The 17,131-nt window shown below is 44.0% G+C and carries 35 protein-coding genes and 1 tRNA gene; all 36 read right to left on the reverse strand.

The window, feature by feature from the left end:
- Positions 1 to 27 precede the first annotated feature (27 nt).
- The gene (locus tag FTV31_RS17500; RefSeq protein WP_306669702.1) at positions 28 to 153 is read right to left on the reverse strand and encodes a hypothetical protein; all 126 of its coding nucleotides are present in this window, start codon (positions 151 to 153) and stop codon (positions 28 to 30) included.
- Between the two features lie 113 nt (positions 154 to 266).
- The gene (locus tag FTV31_RS03050; protein ID WP_180012941.1) at positions 267 to 674 is read right to left on the reverse strand and encodes a phage tail assembly chaperone family protein, TAC; all 408 of its coding nucleotides are present in this window, start codon (positions 672 to 674) and stop codon (positions 267 to 269) included.
- Positions 674 to 1,144 (reverse strand): phage tail tube protein, encoded by a 471-nt coding sequence (locus tag FTV31_RS03055; protein WP_180012942.1) that lies wholly within the window; start codon positions 1,142 to 1,144, stop codon positions 674 to 676. Before FTV31_RS03055 ends, FTV31_RS03050 begins: the two co-directional genes overlap by 1 nt.
- Positions 1,145 to 1,212: 68 nt before the next feature.
- A complete protein-coding gene (locus FTV31_RS03060; protein ID WP_180012943.1) occupies positions 1,213 to 1,434 on the reverse strand; it encodes a hypothetical protein in 222 nt (73 codons plus the stop codon).
- A complete protein-coding gene (locus FTV31_RS03065; protein WP_180012944.1) occupies positions 1,431 to 1,805 on the reverse strand; it encodes a DUF3168 domain-containing protein in 375 nt (124 codons plus the stop codon). Before FTV31_RS03065 ends, FTV31_RS03060 begins: the two co-directional genes overlap by 4 nt.
- Positions 1,802 to 2,260 carry an HK97-gp10 family putative phage morphogenesis protein gene (locus FTV31_RS03070; RefSeq protein WP_180012945.1) on the reverse strand — a complete coding sequence of 153 codons (459 nt, stop codon included), beginning with the start codon at positions 2,258 to 2,260 and terminating at the stop codon, positions 1,802 to 1,804. The genes FTV31_RS03065 and FTV31_RS03070 overlap by 4 nt, the downstream gene beginning before the upstream one ends.
- Positions 2,261 to 2,263: 3 nt before the next feature.
- Positions 2,264 to 2,593 (reverse strand): phage head closure protein, encoded by a 330-nt coding sequence (locus tag FTV31_RS03075; protein ID WP_180012946.1) that lies wholly within the window; start codon positions 2,591 to 2,593, stop codon positions 2,264 to 2,266.
- Positions 2,594 to 2,601: 8 nt separating this feature from the next.
- Positions 2,602 to 2,892: a head-tail connector protein gene (locus FTV31_RS03080; RefSeq protein ID WP_180012947.1), complete on the reverse strand. Its 291-nt coding sequence runs from the start codon at positions 2,890 to 2,892 to the stop codon at positions 2,602 to 2,604.
- Complete coding sequence (locus tag FTV31_RS03085; protein ID WP_180012948.1) at positions 2,889 to 4,328, reverse strand: phage portal protein; 1,440 nt, start codon at positions 4,326 to 4,328, stop codon at positions 2,889 to 2,891. The genes FTV31_RS03080 and FTV31_RS03085 overlap by 4 nt, the downstream gene beginning before the upstream one ends.
- Positions 4,329 to 4,338: 10 nt before the next feature.
- Positions 4,339 to 4,506, reverse strand: a complete 168-nt coding sequence (locus tag FTV31_RS03090) for a hypothetical protein (RefSeq protein ID WP_005145897.1) — start codon at positions 4,504 to 4,506, stop codon at positions 4,339 to 4,341.
- 86 nt (positions 4,507 to 4,592) lie between these two features.
- Positions 4,593 to 5,924, reverse strand: a complete 1,332-nt coding sequence (locus FTV31_RS03095; RefSeq protein WP_180012949.1) for a phage major capsid protein — start codon at positions 5,922 to 5,924, stop codon at positions 4,593 to 4,595.
- A complete protein-coding gene (locus tag FTV31_RS03100; protein WP_180012950.1) occupies positions 5,921 to 6,529 on the reverse strand; it encodes an HK97 family phage prohead protease in 609 nt (202 codons plus the stop codon). Before FTV31_RS03100 ends, FTV31_RS03095 begins: the two co-directional genes overlap by 4 nt.
- Positions 6,530 to 6,583: 54 nt before the next feature.
- Positions 6,584 to 8,257 carry a terminase large subunit gene (locus tag FTV31_RS03105; protein ID WP_180012951.1) on the reverse strand — a complete coding sequence of 558 codons (1,674 nt, stop codon included), beginning with the start codon at positions 8,255 to 8,257 and terminating at the stop codon, positions 6,584 to 6,586.
- A 5-nt stretch (positions 8,258 to 8,262) separates the two neighbouring features.
- Positions 8,263 to 8,457, reverse strand: a complete 195-nt coding sequence (locus tag FTV31_RS03110; protein WP_180012952.1) for a hypothetical protein — start codon at positions 8,455 to 8,457, stop codon at positions 8,263 to 8,265.
- A 2-nt stretch (positions 8,458 to 8,459) separates the two neighbouring features.
- The gene (locus tag FTV31_RS03115; protein ID WP_180012953.1) at positions 8,460 to 8,912 is read right to left on the reverse strand and encodes a terminase small subunit; all 453 of its coding nucleotides are present in this window, start codon (positions 8,910 to 8,912) and stop codon (positions 8,460 to 8,462) included.
- A 104-nt stretch (positions 8,913 to 9,016) separates the two neighbouring features.
- A complete protein-coding gene (locus FTV31_RS03120; RefSeq protein WP_180012954.1) occupies positions 9,017 to 9,187 on the reverse strand; it encodes a hypothetical protein in 171 nt (56 codons plus the stop codon).
- Positions 9,184 to 9,474 carry an HNH endonuclease gene (locus FTV31_RS03125; protein WP_180012955.1) on the reverse strand — a complete coding sequence of 97 codons (291 nt, stop codon included), beginning with the start codon at positions 9,472 to 9,474 and terminating at the stop codon, positions 9,184 to 9,186. The genes FTV31_RS03120 and FTV31_RS03125 overlap by 4 nt, the downstream gene beginning before the upstream one ends.
- Before the next feature lie 5 nt (positions 9,475 to 9,479).
- Positions 9,480 to 9,680, reverse strand: a complete 201-nt coding sequence (locus FTV31_RS03130) for a hypothetical protein (protein ID WP_180012956.1) — start codon at positions 9,678 to 9,680, stop codon at positions 9,480 to 9,482.
- 53 nt (positions 9,681 to 9,733) lie between these two features.
- Positions 9,734 to 10,222 carry a recombination protein NinB gene (locus tag FTV31_RS03135; protein WP_180012957.1) on the reverse strand — a complete coding sequence of 163 codons (489 nt, stop codon included), beginning with the start codon at positions 10,220 to 10,222 and terminating at the stop codon, positions 9,734 to 9,736.
- A gap of 16 nt (positions 10,223 to 10,238) precedes the next feature.
- Positions 10,239 to 10,436 carry a hypothetical protein gene (locus FTV31_RS03140; RefSeq protein ID WP_180012958.1) on the reverse strand — a complete coding sequence of 66 codons (198 nt, stop codon included), beginning with the start codon at positions 10,434 to 10,436 and terminating at the stop codon, positions 10,239 to 10,241.
- The gene (locus FTV31_RS03145; protein WP_218948665.1) at positions 10,436 to 10,714 is read right to left on the reverse strand and encodes a hypothetical protein; all 279 of its coding nucleotides are present in this window, start codon (positions 10,712 to 10,714) and stop codon (positions 10,436 to 10,438) included. Before FTV31_RS03145 ends, FTV31_RS03140 begins: the two co-directional genes overlap by 1 nt.
- Positions 10,653 to 10,877, reverse strand: coding sequence for a hypothetical protein (locus FTV31_RS03150; protein ID WP_180012959.1), 225 nt, complete (start codon positions 10,875 to 10,877; stop codon positions 10,653 to 10,655). Before FTV31_RS03150 ends, FTV31_RS03145 begins: the two co-directional genes overlap by 62 nt.
- A 5-nt stretch (positions 10,878 to 10,882) precedes the next feature.
- Complete coding sequence (locus tag FTV31_RS03155) at positions 10,883 to 11,122, reverse strand: hypothetical protein (protein WP_180012960.1); 240 nt, start codon at positions 11,120 to 11,122, stop codon at positions 10,883 to 10,885.
- Positions 11,123 to 11,431: 309 nt separating this feature from the next.
- A tRNA-Trp gene (locus FTV31_RS03160) sits at positions 11,432 to 11,506 on the reverse strand.
- Between the two features lie 124 nt (positions 11,507 to 11,630).
- Complete coding sequence (locus tag FTV31_RS03165; protein WP_180012961.1) at positions 11,631 to 12,071, reverse strand: hypothetical protein; 441 nt, start codon at positions 12,069 to 12,071, stop codon at positions 11,631 to 11,633.
- 12 nt (positions 12,072 to 12,083) lie between these two features.
- Entirely contained in the window at positions 12,084 to 12,761 is a 678-nt protein-coding gene (locus tag FTV31_RS03170) for a metallophosphoesterase (protein ID WP_180012962.1), read from the reverse strand.
- A gap of 1 nt (position 12,762) precedes the next feature.
- Complete coding sequence (locus tag FTV31_RS03175; protein WP_180012963.1) at positions 12,763 to 13,188, reverse strand: hypothetical protein; 426 nt, start codon at positions 13,186 to 13,188, stop codon at positions 12,763 to 12,765.
- The gene (locus tag FTV31_RS03180) at positions 13,181 to 13,486 is read right to left on the reverse strand and encodes a dATP/dGTP diphosphohydrolase domain-containing protein (protein ID WP_180012964.1); all 306 of its coding nucleotides are present in this window, start codon (positions 13,484 to 13,486) and stop codon (positions 13,181 to 13,183) included. The genes FTV31_RS03175 and FTV31_RS03180 overlap by 8 nt, the downstream gene beginning before the upstream one ends.
- Positions 13,479 to 13,643, reverse strand: a complete 165-nt coding sequence (locus tag FTV31_RS03185; protein WP_180012965.1) for a hypothetical protein — start codon at positions 13,641 to 13,643, stop codon at positions 13,479 to 13,481. Before FTV31_RS03185 ends, FTV31_RS03180 begins: the two co-directional genes overlap by 8 nt.
- Positions 13,640 to 13,957: a hypothetical protein gene (locus FTV31_RS03190; RefSeq protein WP_180012966.1), complete on the reverse strand. Its 318-nt coding sequence runs from the start codon at positions 13,955 to 13,957 to the stop codon at positions 13,640 to 13,642. Before FTV31_RS03190 ends, FTV31_RS03185 begins: the two co-directional genes overlap by 4 nt.
- Positions 13,954 to 14,124, reverse strand: a complete 171-nt coding sequence (locus FTV31_RS03195) for a hypothetical protein (RefSeq protein ID WP_168386824.1) — start codon at positions 14,122 to 14,124, stop codon at positions 13,954 to 13,956. The genes FTV31_RS03190 and FTV31_RS03195 overlap by 4 nt, the downstream gene beginning before the upstream one ends.
- Positions 14,121 to 14,576, reverse strand: a complete 456-nt coding sequence (locus tag FTV31_RS03200) for a phage N-6-adenine-methyltransferase (RefSeq protein WP_218948666.1) — start codon at positions 14,574 to 14,576, stop codon at positions 14,121 to 14,123. The genes FTV31_RS03195 and FTV31_RS03200 overlap by 4 nt, the downstream gene beginning before the upstream one ends.
- A 5-nt stretch (positions 14,577 to 14,581) precedes the next feature.
- The gene (locus FTV31_RS03205; protein ID WP_180012968.1) at positions 14,582 to 15,181 is read right to left on the reverse strand and encodes a restriction endonuclease; all 600 of its coding nucleotides are present in this window, start codon (positions 15,179 to 15,181) and stop codon (positions 14,582 to 14,584) included.
- Entirely contained in the window at positions 15,181 to 15,918 is a 738-nt protein-coding gene (locus FTV31_RS03210; RefSeq protein ID WP_180012969.1) for a helix-turn-helix domain-containing protein, read from the reverse strand. The genes FTV31_RS03205 and FTV31_RS03210 overlap by 1 nt, the downstream gene beginning before the upstream one ends.
- A complete protein-coding gene (locus FTV31_RS03215; protein ID WP_180012970.1) occupies positions 15,915 to 16,586 on the reverse strand; it encodes a phage antirepressor KilAC domain-containing protein in 672 nt (223 codons plus the stop codon). Before FTV31_RS03215 ends, FTV31_RS03210 begins: the two co-directional genes overlap by 4 nt.
- A 51-nt stretch (positions 16,587 to 16,637) precedes the next feature.
- Positions 16,638 to 17,102, reverse strand: coding sequence for a phage regulatory CII family protein (locus FTV31_RS03220; RefSeq protein WP_104471652.1), 465 nt, complete (start codon positions 17,100 to 17,102; stop codon positions 16,638 to 16,640).
- Positions 17,103 to 17,131: the final 29 nt, after the last annotated feature.

The raw sequence follows: 17,131 nt of genomic DNA on the forward strand, positions 1-17,131 counted from the left end.
AAAAAGAAACCGACCTAAGTCGATTCCTTACTCACCACCGTATGTTTGAAGCATATATTCCTCAAGCGACATTTCCTGTGGTTGCTCCTCATGCGGCATAAATGACTGTGCTTTTACATCTTTAGCGCCCTTAGAGATTAGGTATGTAGCCATTAGATTTCCAATGGCTTGCTCTACACGACGACCAATAAAAAGCGAGCCTCGTTTTTTTCGATAGACTCGCCATTTAGCCAATTCAGAAACACTAATGTTTCTCTTAGCTTCTTCTATTGTGCGTCCGCCGATTCCATTGATGACGAGTTCGCACCAGAACTCATTTTCTTCAAATGTTTCATCTGCTGCTTTCCCACAAAGTCGTTTACATCATCACTAGCACGATGCAATGCATCCATAATTTGCGGTGCTGATTTGCCGACTTCATCAAGACTAGCAAATAGCGGCTGCTGCGTGTCTTTGTTGTAGATCGTGGCAAGGATGCGCATCTTCACCAAGTCAGCCATGAGTAGCTTGTCTAGGTTTTTGCCGCGGGTGATGCCCACAGATTCATCATAACTAAGGCGCTTAACAAGCACCTCAGATGAAAAATCCTCACCATCAATTGTGAATTCGATCTGCTTCTCAACAAGTTGCACAGTGCTTCCTGTTGAAAAGCTTAAAATGTCTACTTTCTTCATTATGGAGTCACCACTCGTGGAGTTGTAACAACTGGTGAAGTACGAACAAGGGTGAACGTATAGCCAACTAATGCATCTTGTTCAATTGTTGGTGCGGCTGGGTTGATATAACCCTCAAACGACCACCAAATACGATCTTCGGGCAAGTCAATACCTGCAATCGCTTCATAGGTTGGTGCAGTCTTAGAATGGCTTGAACCTACATACCACTTCACTTTTTCACCTGAATCGGCAAGCTCAATTAGTTTTAAATGGCTTGTGTTTTCATCATCAAGATCAATTTGAAGTGAACCTTCGCCTGGATCACGCAGACCACGCTCATAGTCTTTGGTCTCTGAGTCTAAGCAGGTTGAATCAATCTTTGAGAACGAATCCTCACCGAATGAAAATGCTTTTGGGCAAGTGAAACGAACCACCGCATCATTGACAACAGCAAAAATCTGTGTCCCATTTGATTTAATACGTGCCATGAGTAGCTACTCCTCAATTTTAGGCATAAAAAAAGCACCCGGTTGGGTGCTATGTGGAAATTTGGAATTTAGTTGCGTTTATATTCGACGCATTCTTGATTTGATTGTGGCATTAATTTGCCACCAATAATGACGTTGGTTATGCGCGTTTCAGTCTTTACGCATTCCCATTCAGACTTATTTAGTTCCATTTTTGGGCTTGTTGATTCTTGCCAGATGGCATACACCATAAGACAGGCAAAAGCTGCAATCAGAAGAATAACAACCGTTGCTATAATTTTATCTTTCATGATCTATCCAAAAACCAATTCGCATCAAAGCCGCGACCAAAAATATTGGTGTCAGCAATACGCTCAAAATGGTTCGGGTGAATATTGGTGACATAGCAATGCGGCTCTAAAGCCTTTCTGATTGCAGCACGGATATCGGATGCTCTTTTCTGCTGAGTGTCGTAAACCACAATCTGGAATGACACATGATCAAGGTTAGCCGGACAATCTAGATGGTTTTCAGGATTTGCTGTGACTACCGACCAGACTGCATAAGGATATGCTGTACCACTTGGTGCAATATCTTCCCAGACTTTTAAAGGGCTGGTGCCAAGCAATGTTGTAACTTCAGGACTAGCTTTCAGTGTCGGAACTACGGGTAAAATATTCATAACTTGGCGAGTTCCTTATCAATCTCTTTTCTGAAATTTCCAGCAAAACTATCAGTCACAGGCTGGATGTTATTTTGCAATGCTCGACGCATAAAAGAGGTTCCTGGATTATTAACACTAGGGAATTCAATAAACCTCCAATGTCTGGTGTCCCCACCGATTGTATCGGGTGGATTGGGGTTGGAAAATGACGCACCACCCCGCACACCGACACGCATCACCACTTCATTTGGGTTTCGGGTTTTACCGGCAGCAATTGCAATATTTTTCCAAATCTTTTCTGCGGTTTCTGGATCATCCAGAGCTTTTGCATTATTTCGAGCTGCATCACGGACAATCGCCATAGCTTTACGAGCTGAACGTCGAGCAGCATTTTTGATTAAGCGAGGATTGCCAAGTCTTTTAAGTTTCTCTTGAACTGACTCCAAGCCTTCAATCTTCACTTCTACCGTCATGACTTACCCCACTAATGACAACTCCAATGTCATGTAAATGCGACCATTCTCGTTGTCTGGTTTAGGTGGTGAAACGATCTGAAAGGTCTGGCCATCAAACAAAACGCGCATACCAGTGTCAATATCACTACGTTTACGCAGTTTTAGCCGGGCTGTGGTTTGTGATCCGGCAGCCTTGGCATTTAAGCTATCTTTCACAGAAAGGAATTCTAATTTAGACCAGAGCTTCTTATATTCAGTCCAAGCTTCGGTTTCATAATTGTATTCATCATAAACCGTGGTTTTATGCTGAATCGTTACACGGTGGCATAGTTCGCCGGCACGTTGGGCCATAGATCACCTCAAATCGCTGTAGGCTTACGATATGGATAAAGCAGGCTTTGTACCGGCATCGGCATAAAGTTGCCATTTACCGGCATTTCCTGCTCAGCATTGCGGTACTGGTCCCAATATCCACACAGTAACAAAATTGCCTGATGAATCGCTTTAGGGTAATCAGATTCAAACTCATCAGTGATGTAATTCAACACCACCGAATCCGCTGCATCCAAATAACCCTGAAGCATCGTGTCATTTGAATCATCGTCATAGCGCAAATGCTCTTTTAGAGTCTCAATACTTACGATACTCATTCTTCACCCCATTTCTTTTGCGCCAATTTGAAGTTTTCATGGCTAAATTCGCCTGAATGATCCTTTTCACAGTGCCACAATGAGCCTTTATGCGTCACAAACTGGCCTGATTTATACTGGTTTTCAGCCTTAAAAATGCCTTGATATTGGCTTTTTTGGTCTGAATTTTCGGTATTTTGAGGTGTATTAGGTGCGGATTTACCAAAAGGATCATCCAATTGGTCACGTTTTGACAGCGCTTCAAGAGAATAGTTCTGCTGCTGCATGTAAACCGTGTCACCACCAACCAAAGGCTCTAAATTGAACTGCTGACGCGCCTCATTAGGTGTAAAGATTGAAGCTTTCACACCACGTTCCTGAATACCCATTTTTGTTTCTTTATCCATGCGGAGTAGAGAATCGACATCAAGGAATATTTCAAGGCCACGTGCTTTTAAATCAAATGCATCATCAAGCAGGTTTTCAATAGCTTCTACCGGACTTTGCAGGCAGTCAGAAAAATAGATTTCATTCAAATCACCAACCTTCTGCCCTGCCGGAATTGTTCCATAACCCACCTTAAACGCTGGCACATGTAACACTGAGCAAATAATTTCATTCGACATTTTTAGCTGCTCAATCGTTTGAGTATCTGAAGCCGTCATGCTGATTGGCTGATATTTCAAATCATCACCGAGCACCGCAGTTTTACCGATGTTTTGGCCTGTATAGTTCGCATTCCATGCTGCACCGATGGCACGTGCTTTATCTTCTGAAATCGCACCAGGTGCAACCAGAATACCGCTTGGTCGGCTCATGTTCCCAAAAGAGGTTTTAGAATTTTTCAGAATGTTTAAGCCAAGTCCTGCTGAAATTCCATACGCAGTGATGGCAGGAATGCCAACCAATGGATGGTAAAGGCAGTTTTCACGATCATGAATGATTTCAGAAGCCGGAACAACAACGGATTCTGTCCCATTCAGTCGATCTACGCCGAGCTGGTAAAAGACTTGCCCATCATCACTAATCAGTGGTTTTGTTTGATCTGGATTTAAAATAACAATTTTAACTACCTGCCCAAATACATCACGCACCTTAAATCCGTATGCATTACCACGGAGCTTTCGGCAGATCATCCAGAACTCTAAAAACTGCTGCCAGTTCTGGTAATGGTTTGGCCGTTTAAGAACCACCAGATCCTTAGGAATGGGGGCATTAACTAAAATTTCGCCTTTCTGCTTTTTAAGCAAAATTCCCATTTTCCCAATATCTTGGGAGATTAAAGAAATACACGAGAAAACTGCTGGATGTGCTGCAAGATCTTCCCGGGTCAGCTCATCGTTCTTTTGCCAAGCACCAGAATAAGGCTCGTGTACAAATAAAGAAGTCCACCCTTGGTTTGAATGGACTCCTTGGAGGGATTTCTTTTTACCAAATAAATTTCCGAAAAAGCCCATTCTTTACATCCTATTCTTTGGTTTTATCTTCTTTCTTTGCTTTTGGTGCTGCTTTTTTCGGTTCTGTATAGACCTCTGCAACACCAATTTTGAGCAATACATTTGCCTGAAAATCAGGAATCTCTTTCACATCCCCAACATTGGAATCGTGGGTCGTTTTTAAATATTTAATTTTCATAGACTGTTCCTATAGCTAAACAATTGTGATGCTTAGATATAAAAACAGCCCCGGTTAAGGAGCTGTTTTGGTGCATTCAATTTAGATTACGGTGTGTAATCAAGGAATGCCGCTGCGATTGGACGACGTTTCGCCCAGGTGATGAACTTCTCAACACGTACCGCAAATTTGTTTTCTTGCCATAAGTGATGAGTCGTACCGCCATCAACCAGAGTTGCTTGGTCGGAGTAAGACACATCCACACCACCATCCTGAGCAAGCAGGATTTCAGAGGTTTTAACAAGAATAATCTTGTCGCCTACTGCCTGCGATGTGATGACTGGGATACCCATTAATGTACGGGTGCCGCGAAGTGCCATGCCTGCGAAATAACTATTGCCTAAAGCATCACGCAACAAACTGATTTGTGCAGCACGTGTTTCAGACATTAAGAAATACGCACCATCAAGCGATAGATTTGCTGCAACAAACGTATTGATCAGAGCGAGTAGATCGGCTTCGTACGCTGCTGCAGTTGTGCCTGTATTTGGAGTGGCTGTTACCCCATTTAAAACACCTGCTGGGCGCGTAGTTGATGCAGCCACCGCGTCAAGGAAAGTGTTATCAATAAGCGTTTTTGATGCTTCGATAAGATCATCACGTACTAAAACGTCTACCGCTGGATCAGAACGTCGCATTAATTCCTGCGTATAAACAGTAATTGCTGCAAGCTTGTGCTCTTTAATTTCCACTTCGCCATAGGTCGGGTTAGTTAATGGCTTGGCTGCACCTTCACCCACCCAAGCAGCAGTGCCGCCTGTTAATTGGCTTGGGATTTTTGAGTTAAACGGTACCGCACGAAACCCATTCAATTGTTCAAATACGGTTGCTGCGCGAAGCATTTCAACAAACTCACCAACCAAGCGGTTTTCTTGCACTAATGCAGATGCAAAACCAACGTCAGTTGTGGTACCTAGTGTGGCTTTTGTCACTAAGTCCTGAACTTCATCACCAAAGCCAAGCTGTTTTGCCATGTCTACTGGTGTGATGTAGTGGCCTTTTTTGGCCTCAAGTGCGGCTGCAAGTTTCGCTCGGGCATATTGAGCAAAGCCAATACCTTTAGCTAAAGGCACGATTTCAATTTTAGAATCGTTGCCTTCAGGGTTCGGATTGCCTTCAGCTGAGGCTTTTGCTTGTGCAGCGGTTTGGCCAGCAGCAGGAGTTGCATTTTTTGCAGCATCTTCTGCCTGTTTGATCATGTCTTTAACGCGGTCAATGTTTTTCTGAATAGTAGCGATTTCAGCATCAATTGCATCAATCTGCTTTTCTTCATCTTCGTTTGGCGTTTGACCACCATCAAGTGCTTTGGTTACGATGCCTTGCTTTTCAGCATTCTTTGCAGCAAGAGCATCAAGCAATTGTTTTAAATATTTATTCATAATTTCACTCCACCCTTTGTTGGGCAATTCAATTTGACTACTACGTGTTTTTGTTCTGCCGAATCGCCAGCAGGGGTTTTTTCTACTTTCGGTTTTTGCGGCTCGTCACCAATCGCGGTTTTTTCTTGCTGCTCGAAAGATTTAGAAATCGATTTAACTTCTGTGATGGATGCTTCTGCATTTGCTGGGATGGTTACAGCTGATAATTCAAACCACTCCCACTCTTTAAAATGCAGACCCCATGAACGCGGGATGTCTTCAACTGTGAGACCGCGAAAGCCAATAGATAGACCTTTAACCAGCCCTGACTTAATGGACTGCCAAGCCTCATCAATGCGGTCTTTCAACTTGCCTTCTTCTTCGATCTTGGCGATCTGAACAGTCACCTCAATGCCTTTGTCTGTCACTACTGCTTCAGTGACCTCACCAATTGGCTGTGAATGCATGTGCTGCCAAAGGAAAGGAATAGGTAAAGCAAACTTGGCACCTTGTGGATCCACAATATCGTCGGCTCGATCCGGGCTTGGAGTTGAAGCAATTCCCTTAATAATTCGTTGCTCAGCATCAAACGACTTGACCTGTAGCAAGCTGTAAGCTTTTTTCATTGGATTCCCCAATAAAAAAGCCCGCTTAATGCGAGCTTTGGTTAAAAGATTTGGTTAGATAAAGAAGACGTTGTATTCTTTTTCGGCCTGTTCTGGATTCATACTCATCAAGGCCACCGCGTTAAACGTGGCAATCAATGGGTCAATCTTCCCGACACCCGATTCCTGCTTACTGATCATCATGCCATTACCCTTCACGACCGCGCGTGCATTACCAACACACCAGGTCATTAAGCCTTGGCCTGCATGGTAAAGATTGCCTTCTGCTAATTTGCGCTCAGTGGTAAGGATATAGCCCATCAACTTAAAGCCCTGCTGGACCGCAATAAGCTTATCTTCAGGAATGCCAGCATCGAGCAAGCCATCTAAGAGACCACCTAGACCCAGTGGATCCAGTCCAATTTTGTCGAGCTTGCCAGAGTCGAAGCATTTCTTTGCAATGGCTGCCAGCTGGTCAATGTCATCACCAATGCGCTCGACAATGGTTAGGCTTTTTTCCTTCTCATAATCAGCGTACTTTGGCGCGTTCTCTTTGCGCCTTTCGACTGCAGTTTTATTGCACCAAGCATGATTCCAGAGCCACCATTTACGGCTTTTGTTATGACGACCAAGTACAGCAAAACCCAGCAAGTCATCCAGACCACCACCATCGATACCGCAGGTAATAACGTCTGATTGCTCAATCAACTTATCTAAGGTGAATTTTTTAGATTGCTGTAACCAATATTCAGCACCAGCCCACCGGTTGGCTCGGAGGTTTAGACCAATTGGTACGTTTAAGTGTTTTGCAAGGAAGTCACGCAGCGATTCTTCGCCAGCGTCTTTAACCTTCTCAAATTCGTTAATCAGGTAATCAAGATCAACTGATGCGCCCAGGTTTGGATTGGTGACATAGAAGTTTTCAGGTTTTAAGTGCTCACCTGCCTCAAGCATCCACTCAGGAAACTCGTAAATCAGCGGCAAGAACTGAGGATTGACCTTTACACCATCCCGAATATCACGCGCATAGTCCAGCAGCTGCTTAAATACACCGCATGGCGTTTCGTCTGACATGGTAGACAGATAAATCACACAACCTTCGGGCCGTGATGCCAGACCACCTTTTGCTTCACGAAACATCGATTCGGCGTTTGAGCGCTTCCCAAACAACCAAACCTCATCAATCAGGATAATTGAAGCCTTTTTACCGGCAGCAGCATTACTTTCCGCAGCAATCACTTTTAAGGTCGCATTGGTGCCCAAGTGAGTGACTGTTTTGGTGTGCTCAGACACATTGAACATTTCCTGAAGCTCAGGATCGGCTCGAATGAAGTCTCGAATTGGATTAAAACTATTATCTGCGACCTCTTTCGTGGGCGCTAACAGAATAAGCTCAGCCGACATACGATCATTTAAGATCAAGGCCACCATCATGATTCCAGCTGCAATCGTGGACTTGGTGTTTTTCTTGGAGATCAGCAAGAAGAATTCGCGAATTAAACGCTTCTTCTGTTCTGGATCGTAGGCACCAAAGATTGCCCGGACAAATTCAATCACCCAATCAAGTGTGACCTCACCCATTTTTGGGCTACCCATCACATCGACCAGGATTAATTCTTTAAAAATCCGCTCAGCTACATCGGCCACTTCTGGGAAAAGTGGCTCACATGGCATGAGTGACTTTTTAGCGACAATACGTTCCTCCCAGTCTGGGCAGGAGGTTGTCCATTCTGGGAGCATCGCTGACATAAATTTTAAGCCTTGTATTTGTTGTAGATTGGCTCTACACCCATCATAGCTTTTGTTGCAGAGGGAAATTGCTTGGCATGAACTACCTTGTCCTTTTGATAAACCTTAAGCAAGCCACTTTCATCATATTCAATGGAGAGATCGCCTTCTTTAAAAAGGTACTTCCCATTTTCTTGCCTTTTAAATGATAACCAACCCATGATTAACTCCTTAGCTGCGAACCAAGTGTTCCAAACTTTCCGCCTTGAGTGGCCTTTTTGGCTTCATCGGCTTTGGTTTCTTTCTTGCCTTTTTCAGCGACTTTTCCGTGGAAATATGGAAGGGCTGCTTTTGCTGCATCCATTCGCAATTTCATATCTTCAACCGGATCAGTCCAAATCTCTTCTAAAAATTTGAGCGGGTCAGCACGACTACCAGCAGTTTCAATGTCTTTTTTTGTGATAATTGGTCGCTGTTCTGGTTTGGCATCAGCTTTAACTTCGGTGTTAATCTTAAGCCTTTCAATGTGTGCAATCACATCAGGGTCTTTGGCTAATCTCGATCCAGCTTGTGAAGCTGATTCAGGGCTGTACCCCGCGAAAATAGCGGCTTGCTTGTTATCTGCACCATCATGTTTAGATTGGGCAAATGCCTTCTTTTTTGCTGTTAAAGCCATGTGCCCTCCTTTAACATATTTGTGAAATGGGAAATTTTTTTATACGTGGGATGGGCGGCGGTGTCCGCTGACTCGGGATTTCAAACTTTTTGACTCCCCCCGTGTTAGTCCACAAAGATTCCATAAGTCGCAGCAGAAAATATATCCGCAAATAGGAAACCTATAAGCACTATAGGAAATGAGTCAGGATTGGTTTCAAATGAGAGCTTAAGCAAGATTGTTTGAATAGTTAAAACACCAAAAACAATTGCAGCCGCTATTGATTGCTTAGTCATACTCGACTCTCCATCTGTGTCTTCTTCTTATGACACGACACACACAACGACTGAAGGTTTGATTCATCATCCGTACCACCTTGAGCCACATTAACGATATGGTCCAACTCAAGCTCCATGGTTACACGACCACATGAGCAGCAGGTCCACTCATCACGTGTATGAATCTTCTGCTTGAGTCTGCGCCACGGTCTACCACCACGACCTTGACCCCAATTGTTCTTAGGTGGTCTCGGTGCCTTCGGTGTCATCGCCTGTAGTTTGCTTTGCAGTCTCGGTAGCTTCATGACCATCAATCCAAATACTGTGACTTCTTAGGCTCTTCCTCCTCACCACCTTCCAACTGAATCAATAACTCATTGATCTGAGCATTCTGTTCATTGTTAATCTGGATGAGTTGGTTGTTTTGCTGAATCAACTGGTTGTTCTGCTCGATTAGCTTTAGAAGTAAGTCGTTCGATGCACAACCGCATTCTTTCTTTTGATCGTTCATATTGTTCTTTCATCCATTTACGTCGTGCTTCACAGCCTTGGCATGTCATTGACCTACTCCTGATAACACCACTTCAAATCATCCGGCACAGTCAAATGCACATGCAAATGAGTCACAGCAAAGTCATGCACATAATTCAAATACTCGGTCATTTGCTTAATGCTTAACTTGGTTGTGCTGCAAAGTCTTATCACTTGCTCTGCAATCACCCGGTATTCTTCACACTCATTCTGCTTAAGCATTGCAATCGCATTACAGGTCTCAGCAAACTCTTGATCATCACGACGATAGATATAAATCAGGAACTTCTTCTTAAACTCATAATGCAGTGAGTCTTTATCCTGACCAGTCTTTTTCTCTATCTGGCCAAGCCACATCCAATACAATCTATTCTGCGCAGTGGATCTATCATCCTGTTTCCGATCAATCACCACCCTTAACGGCTTACCCTCATTAATCGCTTGAGTGTAATTGGTATGCATGTAGTTGATGGCTTTGGTGATGTCTGCATGACTCTGGATAGGAAACACGGCTTTTTGCATTTCCTATCTCCAATGTTTATTTGATTAATGGTACTTGCTGAAAGTCACAACGCGCGAAGCCGTTATATGCAGAGCCTTTGATGTGATTTTTCTTTTGCTTCTCGCAGATATCTTTGGTGGCGTAATGTAGTTGATATGCTGATGGGCCGCCTTTGTAGTGCCCTTCCTCCCAATACCCAATAGTCAAAACCCAAACTGTTACCCATGTAATCATCAAAACACCTCTTTATCTTCCACTACCAACATCCGATTCACTCTCGCCAGCCACTGATCAAACATGGCTTCGCTCTCGGCCCGATTACCCAATTCAAAACGGTCGAATGCAGCATGGCATTTAAAACAAAGGGGGATGGTCTTACTATCATCAGCCTTGATTCCGCGACCTTTACCGTCACGGCTTGAATTTGAATGAGCAGCCTGACTATGTGGATTACCGCACCGAATGCATGGCAACTTTCTGATTGCCGCGAGTCTTTTGGGGTTGCGCTTCATAGAGATTGATTCTGATGTTTCTTGCTCGCTCTCGGTGGCGTTTAAGCTTTTCATCAACATTCACCATCTCTTTGGCGGTCATCATGCTGCGTGACAGGCTGAGTAAAATATCAATCTGGTCGCAATGCTCTTTTAATTCCCTTTGTGCAGATACTATGTCCATAGGCTTCACCAAATTATTGCAAGTGCCATCAACACCCAAAATACCAGACCAGCGATAATCAACTTGGTTCTAAGCTTCTTTTTAGCCACTTCATGTACCGCTCTGCCAAACACATCATCTTGAGCTAAACATGCTTCAGCAGACTGACGATTAAATACGACTGGCTGAACTGGTTTGTACCGAGCTTGAGTCTTAGTGTGTTGAGTTGCTTTTAATCGTTTTGCTTTCTTTTGTTTTCGATTCACATTCACCACCAATAAGAAAAAACCCCTCAACATCTAGAATGCAAGGGGCTTTGATTGCCGTAATACGTCCGGCTAGAGTCACCGAAGTGACAAGGGTTTATTCATCCAGCCATTTGCCACACTTACGGCATTCAACCTGAACGAAAATATCAGAGTGATAATCGTAGTGATGAAAGCAGAATAGGCGTTTTAGGAATTGGAGCATGTGGATCTCCTTTTGATCTCATAAGTAAAGCAAACCACCGGATGCCTCGGCGCAATATTTCCGGTAATGCGCTATCTATGACAGGTTTGCTTTCTTTTGAAATCTGGCACGCCATGTAGGACTTGAACCCACACCATCGATTTTGGAGACCGATGCTCTACCAGTTGAGCTAATGGCGCTTTATTTTAGGCAACAAAAAAGCCCACCATTTGGCGAGCTTTTAAATCAATCTAGTGCTTTAACGTACACTTCGATCACTATAACAGAAATATGCCATATCCCGTGCGCACGGTCAATAACCATTCAATCTATTTTCAAGCGTTTATCATGGCCGCATAAATAAAACTTGCCGCAGTAGATCATGCTCTTGATTGAGGTTCTGCCCAAAGTAAATTCACGCACCATTTGATCGAGCGACATCCCCCTCACATTCTTCTCAATAAACAACTGCACAGCCACTTTCGCTGAAGCACAAACTACCGTCGACTTATTAAAATCCACAATCAACTTCCGCACTTGTTCAGCCTCAAAATCATTAATCTGGCAAATGACCTGATCCTTACGTGGTGCCACCCCTTTGTTATTTTCAAGAATCAGCCAGTAAATCTGATTTACCCCAAGTGAGTCCGGCTGATGCCCTGACTTCATACGTGAAATCTGGATGTATGCCCCATACTGCTTAAGCCAATCTTCAATACTAAAACGATCCCAGTTCATAATTTCCGCCTTAACCATCGCATTCATCCCTATTCCCTCTTAAATCTTGCTTAAATCTAAAATTGTCATTGTTCCCCAATGCACTGCACCAGTATCAATCCAGTAGCAGTTATCGCGCTTACATGGCTTCTGGGTAACCGTATGCCCCATGATTACCGCATCAATGCCGGACACATGGGTGTATTGCTTTTTATCTTCGTCCAGTCGATCACGACCCCACATGGCCAACTCAGATGGATCGCGGAATGCTGTTGGCTCTTGAGTGAAAGTCTCTTTGAATTCATCCCAATTGTTCTGCTCAATATGCCCATGAACAAAACCGAACTTTTTACCGTTATGACTGATTTCTAAAACCACTGGCAATTCAGCGAAGGTTTTCGCAATGTTGTACATCGCCTGCCCATCCAGCATATAAAACCACTCACCACCATTCGCCACATGACAGCGCTTATAGGATTCGTTATGCAGCCCACCAATGCATAAATCCTCATGATTGCCACGCACTGACGTAAACCATGGCTTAGACAGCAATTCGATACACTCGATATTTTGAGTACCTCGATCCACCAGATCACCAACCGCAACCAACAAATCATTTTTAAAGTCGAAGCCAATTTCTTTAAGTCGAGTCATAAGCAGGTTGTAGCAGCCATGAATATCCCCAACAGCCCACAATTTCCCTTTAATTTCTTTATCCCAAATTTTTACTAAAGCCATCTCACCCTCGCTTAATTTCTGAAATTAGCAACATCGCAGCATCCCGCTGCTCTTGATTCGTTCTGCCTTGCCAACCTGTAATTCGATTAAAATCTTCTGCCTTCAACTTTGTGCGTGTCGGCTTTACCAATACCACCGCTAAACCACATTCTTTTGCCATTTCTGCGAGCAATTTGCCTGTTGCGTGGTTCTCTCCTACATTCTTAGCAATCTTCTCTCCTGTGGTCTTAGAGTGGCCAAAACGGAAATTGGATTTCTTGTTCAGCCAACCTGCCTCAATGACTACCTTTTTGATTTCATCCTGATGAGTGCGAAATAACTCCACAGTCTGAGCAAAGGTTAAATTTTTAAGTTCCAGTGACTGCCCTAAGACAGCCACTCCTGATTTTTCCAAGTCTGGATCAATGCCGATAATCAGGTCAGTCATTGGCACCTCGCAGGGCTTCTTCATCAAACCACCACAGGAACATCCCGCAGCAAATTGCATGAGCCAAATGATGCTCTCCTGTTTCAGGGTCTTTCTGCTCACCCTGCCACCAAGCGTCTATGTGGCGTTGCATTGCATCGTAATATCGCACCTTAGCGTCAGGCACATGCTTCCAGTTGTCTACCTGATACTTATTAGCTCCAAACTCTAGAACGCGAATTACGGCATTTAGAGCGCCTTTTGGAAGCAGCGACATACGCGGCTTATTTTTGTCAAACTTTTGACCCTGCTCACTCATCCCAATCACTCCAATCACCCCGAATCAAATCCTCAAACTGCTTACTTTCTTCATCTGCCACTTGATGCATCATTTCAAACTGCTGCTGAAGCAATTCTTTTTCCTGTAAATCGGTCGTTCGGTTGATCTGGTCTCTTAATTCTGTGAATCCTGTCATGCCGTTCTCCCTAGTGCTTCAACCCATTTATCTAATTCAATCTGAGCAAACTGTTTAATTTCACGATCCTTGCTATGGCTTAAGTGAGCCGCTTTAATGATGATTTGCTCAATCTTTTTCTGATTGCTTTTCTCGTCCAGCTCAATAATCGATATGCCATAACTGATTGCATTCCACTGGCTTTCCGAGATTCCCTTGTCCATCAATGAAACTTTGCTAACAAACTGCCGTGAACAATTTAAAACTTTGGCTAGAGCACTGGTCCGACCTACTCCCATCTCAAGCCAAGCGCGTATTTTTTTATTTCTGCTCATCCCTGCTCTCCCGCTGCTTGTGCTTCCTTCTTGCGCTTTCTCAAATCAGCCATATAGATTCGGCATGCTTCACGAGTCTCTGGTGTTCTGATTCCATAGTTGTAGGCTTGGCGCTTTGCCAGAATTTCAACCCAATCCACGGTTTTATTGTCGTTTTGGTCTTTCACGCCACACCCCACTCAACATCATTAAGAGTTGGCCTAAACACCACCACACAGCAGCCAAATGGCGCATTTGATTTTGAGCCACCAAACTTCAGACGACCCCTAATGAAATGGATTTCTCGCCCCAGGCAATAGTCTTGAAACCACCTTGCATCAGTGCGAACCGGAACTAAAGCAACCACTGTATGCCCTTGTTTTGCTGTATAGGCCGCCTTAGCCACCCAATCAACAATCTCCCGACCATACGGAGGATTCATCCAACAAGTACCAGTCCACTCTTGTTTTAAGCCATCATCAGCCGGGCTAAAGAACCGCTCACACTTTGCGTTTTCAGGTAGCGCACAAACATCTAATTCAAAGTTAAAAACAGCATTTAATTTGTCGAAAAAATCTTGAGGTGTAGCCCAAATATCAGTTCTATTTTCAGCTAATCCAAATAGCTGATGATTCGCCATTGTGTTCACACCCCACCCCCTGCGCTTTTCCCTACACGTTTCACCATTGCAGCCAATTCAGGCGGACACGGCACACCAGATCTCGGTGCATAGTTATGCCCAATCGTTTTCACTTCCGGCTTTTTCCAAAGTTCCTGAGCACGCCCTTGATCTTTCGCTTTTTGCAGATAGTCCTCGTAAATGTCCTTAAATGCTCTGTGAGCCGCTTTTTGCCCCTCCACATCCAAGATATGGCGAACTTCATCTAAAGCGCATTTAGCAAGAGCTGTGATCGGTTTTGATGGGTCTGCTTCAAAGTTCATTGCTTTTGCCCAAGCCTGATCAGCAGTCCACCAGTCAGCCGCAATACACCAGCTGCGGAATTCTGGTAGCGATGGACACCATTTCTCGGTCAGCATGCGATCCAAACCGCGTTTGATGTCTTTAGGTGTAAGGCCATTCAAAACAGTGCAAGTGGTTTGCTGTAATTGAACTGGATCAATAGAACCAAACTTCTTGTCAAACTCAGCACCATAAAGTTGCTGTATGCGACCTAATACCTGATCCGCCACTTCAACTGGAAAATCCACAGCGAAGGCATTTTGAAATAACTGAATACTGTTCATTAGTTCACATCCTTCATTTGTGGTTGAGCAAAGCCTTGACCAAAGCGATGTGCTTTAGGTTGGGTAGACTGGTTCTGGTTTTGATTCTTCACCCACTCCGCCATAAATCCCTTCCATGAGTTCACAACACAGTGTTCAAGGACCTGATTTAAAGTGAGACCAGATTTTTGTTGTTCAGAGATAAGAGACTTGAATGCTGTTTCTGAATTAACAGCTTTCTTCGCTTTGCGAACTTCCATGTATTCAGAGATAAGCTTTTGATCTGCTCCTTGAGAAACCAGAGCATTAGCAAAGTTGAATTTCCCTTTATATATATTGGTAGATTCATTGGTAGATTCTATTGATAGATTCTGTGTACCGTTTTTGGTACTGGTCGCAGTACCAATTTTGGTACTGGTTGAAGTACCGTTTTTGGTACTAGTACCAATTTTGGTACTGGTTCCTTTTTTGGTACTGGTTAAGTCATCTTCGCGGCCACGCACACCAACCAATTGATAAACTTTCACCCCATTGCCACGCGTTTCTTCAGTAAAGCGAATAAGGTTTATTTCTTGCAGGCGCTCCAAAACTTTCATAATGGTTTTGCGGTCGCACTTGGTATCAACCTCAAGGCGTTTGATGCTTGGCCATGCCTTATGATCCTCTCCTGCGCGGTCAGCCAACGAAAGTAAGATAGTGCGCTGAGGGCAGCTTTCTACAGGTGCAGTCCACGCCCAGCGAGTTGCATCTAAGCTCATTGCACAACCCCCTCACTCACAAGCTGCTCAATTACCCACTGTTCACCTTTGTTAGTGAATTTGGATTGTGGGTAGCCTTGTTCTGTCTGTTTGACTTCACCATAACCTTTGTCGATAAACCACTGGGCAAAGGTGCGCCCAGCGATACGACGGTCATATACACCCATATCAGCAAGGTATTGATTGAGTTTTACGGCCGACATGCCGACCTTTTTACCCACCTGAGAGGCATTTAAAAGATTTTTAGTGTCGGCAACACGGTCAAAGTACTGAACTTTAGGTGCTGCGAGTTCTAATTGACGCGCTTGATCGGCTGCCAGCTGAAGGGCTTCTGCAAAAGTTTGGGGGAGTTGTACAGCGTTTTGGTTTTCTAATTCATACCAGCGCTTTACCAGTGCTGCGGTAAACTCTGGGCAAAGTTGAGCGACCACAGTGATTGAATCTAATTTGCCTTGTTCGCCAGAGAAAATATAAACGCTTGTATATTTATTTGGGCTAAGTGATTGTTTATTTTCAACTTTCACCATTGGAGGAAGTTGAATGACACCGCGCTTTGCCAGTCGTTCTATTGATAGATTAACTGCTCGTAGCTCGGATTGAACAAGCTCTGAAATATCAAGGCTTGTTATACTGTTTTGATTATGATTAAATTGTGTCATCATATTCATGTTTACTTTCCTGTCAGTTAGTGAACAACCGGAAAAGCCTGAGGTCGTAACTCAGGCTTTTTCTGTTTCTGGGTTATCAATACAAGCTTGGATTTGTTTATCCAGCTCAGCCAAAGCAACGTGCATCTGGTGAATCACCTTTGACATGTCTTGCACTTCACCTTTCGTGATACGGCCATCCGCCATGATTTCGCGGAACAGGCTCATCACATCACCGCCCTTCATACCAATGCACAGCACTTTGTCAGTCAGTGACATGTCGCGGCATTCAGGAATTTCAGGTAGATCAATTGCAACTTTTTCATGCTCAGCAGATAGAGCATGCAAAATGCGGAAATCACCAGTTAAAGCCATAAGCTTTGAAGCCTCAGCCAGTGTTAAGTGGTGAGTTTCAGTATTTGGATTTACCTTGCTGTTAAGCACAGCCGGGCTTTTGATTCCCATACGTGCGGCTAGAGCTGAAGCGCCACCCGGGTAGTCATGAACTGTGTTGTACGCTGCATCCGTTATGTTCATTTAAGGTTCCTTTGAACGTGGTTGTTTAA

This window comes from Acinetobacter sp. YH16031, assembly GCF_013417335.1.
GTDB lineage: Bacteria > Pseudomonadota > Gammaproteobacteria > Pseudomonadales > Moraxellaceae > Acinetobacter.